The 3,606-nt window shown below is 67.9% G+C and carries 1 protein-coding gene; it reads right to left on the bottom strand.

Translation table 11 applies throughout. From position 1 onward, the window contains the following. Positions 1 to 90 precede the first annotated feature (90 nt). Entirely contained in the window at positions 91 to 3,489 is a 3,399-nt protein-coding gene (locus IE94_RS0133945) for an RHS repeat-associated core domain-containing protein (protein WP_051777899.1), read from the bottom strand. Positions 3,490 to 3,606 lie beyond the last annotated feature (117 nt).

Here is a 3,606-nt window from a genome sequence, read left to right as displayed (position 1 = left end):
CTTGAACTGCGGCGGATAGTGCTTCATGACCACGGGACATCCGTTCTCCTGGACTCAAGATCCAGTCTCTCGGGTGTCCAAGACCCGGGGTCAAGGCCCGTCCTTCCCGCCTCCTGAGTTCCCGCCGCTGCCGGTGCCGCTGCCTGTGCCGGTGCCGGTGCCCAGACCCCCGGTTACCGTGTCCTCGACGAGTGGCCCGTTGTCGCTGTCGCCGCCGTTTCCGCCAGGCCCGCATTCCTGCCAGCCGCCCTCGCAGCCGCCCAGTCTGGTACCGGTGGGGTCGCTGTAGGTGGTGGGGTTGTGGGCGCTGTAGGCGTAGCCGCCGATGGTTTGTGGTTTGTCGAGTTCGAGGAGGGGGTCGACGCTGATGAAGCGGCCGGTGGTGGGGTCGTAGTCGCGGGCGCCGATGTGGGTGAGGCCGGTGGTGGGGTCGATGTCGCCGTTGACGAAGCCTTTCTGGCCGGGCCAGAAGGTGGGGGCGGCTCCGCGGGGGGCCCCGTAGGGGAGGGTTTTGCGGCGGTTGAAGGCAAGGGTGGTGGCGGAGATGGACAGGGTGTTGGTGCCGTGGGGGTCGGCGACGAGGATGCGGACTCTGCCGTCGCTGCTGGTGCGTATGGCGGAGCCGCCGGGCACGGTGTAGTAGCGGGTGCCGGCCAGGGCGCCGGTGGTTTTGGTGAGGACGAGTTCTTGTCCGCCGGGCAGGTAGAGGGTGGTGGTGGCGGGTTCCCGTTTGAGGAGGCGGGTGCCGTCGGCGTCGTAGAGGAAGCTGGTGGTGGCGCTGGAGAGCGTGGAGGTGGCGAGTTTGCCTTCCTCGTTCCAGGTGAGGTCCTGGACGGCGCCGGTGGCGGGGGTCTTCGTAATCAGGTTGCCCGTGTCGTCGTACCGGTAGGCGTCAGTACCGGTGTCGCCGCCGGTGGCGGTGACGGTGCGTACGGCGTGGGGCTGGGCGGCGCCGGTGGTGGTGGGGTAGGTGTAGGTGCGGGTGGTGTCGGCGGTGACGGGACCTGCCGCGTGCTGGGTTTCGGTGGCGCGGTCTCCGCTGTTGGTGAAGGTCCAGCTGGTCCAGTAGGGGTCGGTGGTCCCGAGGGTGGGGGTGCCGGTGGCGGGCTGGGTGGTGCAGGCGTCACCTGTGGTCCAGGCTTGGCTCAGGCGGCGGGCCCAGTCGTAGGCGAAGCACTGGTCGTCGATGACGGTGCCGTCGTTCTGGTCGTCGCGGACGCGGGTGAGGTTTCCGACGGTGTCGTAGCTGTACTTGGTGTTGGAGAGGGTTTTCGGGCCGGAGGCCTGCCGGTCGGTGATGGCTGTGGCCAGGCGTCGGGTGACGGTGTCGTAGCCCAGGGTCTGGGTGACCAGGGTGCCGAGGTTGCCGAGCTGTGCCTGGGCGAGTTCACCGAAGGGTGTGTAGGTGGCGCCGCGCAGGTAGGCCTGGGACAGGGTGCCGTCGACGATGGAGAGCTGGTCCTGCACGTAGTGGTCGGTGACCGTTTCCGCGGGCAGGGCGGTGGTGGCGTTGGTGTTGGTCGTGCTGTAGGCCGTGGTGGCGGGCAGGTTGTTGACGGGGGTGGCGGTGGTGGCCACGGTGTAGGTACCGGCGAGTTCCTCCTCTCCGCTGACCGAGGGGACGGTCACCTTCGTGCCGGTCGGGTTGCCTGCGCTGTCGTAGCCGGTCACGGATGTGGTGTACGCGGCGGCCGGCGTGACGGAGGTGTCGTAGCGGATGGAGCCGGCCGGCAGCCCCTTGCCACCGGGAGCGTTGTCGTAGGTCCACTCGGCCAGCTTGGTACCCGTGCTGGAGCCGATCCGCAGGCTCGTCTTGCGGCCGAGTTCGTCGTACGTCGTGGCCAGCGTTGTCTTGCGGGCGTCTGTGGTCGTGGCGATGCGGCCGTCCTTGCCGTAGACGGTGGTGACGGCTCCCTTGTCCGGGTCGCCGGAGGTTGTCTGGCGACCGCGAAGGTCGTAGGTGTAGGTCCATGTGTTGCGGCCGGAGGCGTCGGTGACCTCGGAGAGGTTCCCGGCCGCGTCGTAGGCGTAGTGGGTGGACTCGTAGTGGTCGGCGGACGCACCGATGACCGGGTTGCGGTCCTTGTACTCGCGCCGTTCGATCGTGCGGCCGCGGATGTCGCTGACGGCGAGTTCTGCCGTTCCACCGGCCGGGGGCAGTGTGGCGGTCCACGTGTCGCCATAGGTGGTGGTCGTGCGCCACTTCTCCACATTCAGGGACAGCGTCAGCGTGGCGGTGGGCCGCCCGCGGCCGTCGTACTGGGTGACGCTCGATGCCGGGATCAGATTCGGCGTGACGGTGAGCAGGGTGGTGGAGACGGGCTGGTCGTTGTAGAAGGGCGCGTTGGTCTGGAAGGCGCGTCCGTGGGTGTCGTAGAAGGTGTCGGTGACGGTGCGGCCGCTGACGCCGACCGCGTCGCTCTGGGTCTGGCGCGCGCGCAGCAGGGAGTCGTAGAGGGTGACGGATGTGGCCCAAGTGCCGTCTTCCCGGCGCGTCTTGGTCGTGACGGCTGACGGTTCTGTGGCGGAGATGCTGTAGGTGAAGGTGGTGTTGGGGTCCTCGGTGGTGGCTCGGCCCACGCTCCATGCTTTGGTGAGGCGGCCCATGCTGTCGTATTCACTGCTCGCCGTGCGCCCGTTGGCGTCGGTGGTGTTGCGGGTCAGTCCGCGCAGTCCGTCGAAGGTTGTGGTGGTCTTCTGGTCCTTCGGATTGGTGACGGTGGTGGTGGTGGGTTGTGCGCCGGTGGCCGGTGTGTAGGTGGTGGTGGTCGTCTGGTCGTCCTGGCCGGTGCTGCTGGTGGTGCGCCCGTATTGGTCGTGTGCTGCCTGGTTGGTGGTCTCCCAGACCAGCGCATCGTTGCTGTCGAGTGTCGAGGCTGCTTCGGTCTTGGTGACGTTGACCTGGCCCGGCTTGGGTGCGGTGCCCGGTGCTTGGCCGTCGTAGGAGGTTCGGTTGGCGCTGGTGATGGCGGTGTTGAGGACCCCGCCTTCGCACAGTGGGGAGACGTCGTTGGCCACTTGGCTGGGGTATGCGATCAGCCAGTTGCTCTTGTCCGGGGTGACGTAGGTGGTGCGGGTGCACACCGGTTTGACGCCGTGTTCGGGGTCGCCGTCGTCGCCCTGGGAGGTGAGCAGGCCGTAGACGGGGTCGTAGGTGCGGGCGGTGGTCAGGGTGCGCCAGGTTCCGTCGTCGAGGAGGGTGGAGGCTTTCTCGGTGGCGGTGCCGGAGAGGTGGGCGGCGGTGTCGGGGAGTGTGGGTCCGGTGGTTCCTGGCTTGTCGGGGTCGGTGATCCCGGTGATGTGTTGCGTTGCGGTGGCGTCGGATTCCCAGGGGAGGTAGGTGGTCTTGGCGACGATCTTGCCGCCTGTGCCGTCCTTGTCGTAGGTGCGGGTCTCTGCGGTGCGGCCGGAGAAGTCGTTGCGGTCGGTGATGCCGTTGATCTTGGGGGCATTGCGGGTGCTGCCGTCGGCCAGGGTGTCGCCCGCCATGCCGAGGAAGTAGGTGCTGGGCCTTGACCCCGGGTCTTGGACACCCGAGAGACTGGATCTTGAGTCCAGGAGAACGGATGTCCCGTGGTCATGAAGCACTATCCGCCGCAGTTCAAG

Source organism: Streptomyces violaceorubidus, from assembly GCF_000717995.1.
Classification (GTDB): Bacteria; Actinomycetota; Actinomycetes; order Streptomycetales; family Streptomycetaceae; genus Streptomyces; species Streptomyces violaceorubidus.
This window is presented reverse-complemented; position numbering and strand designations above follow the sequence as displayed.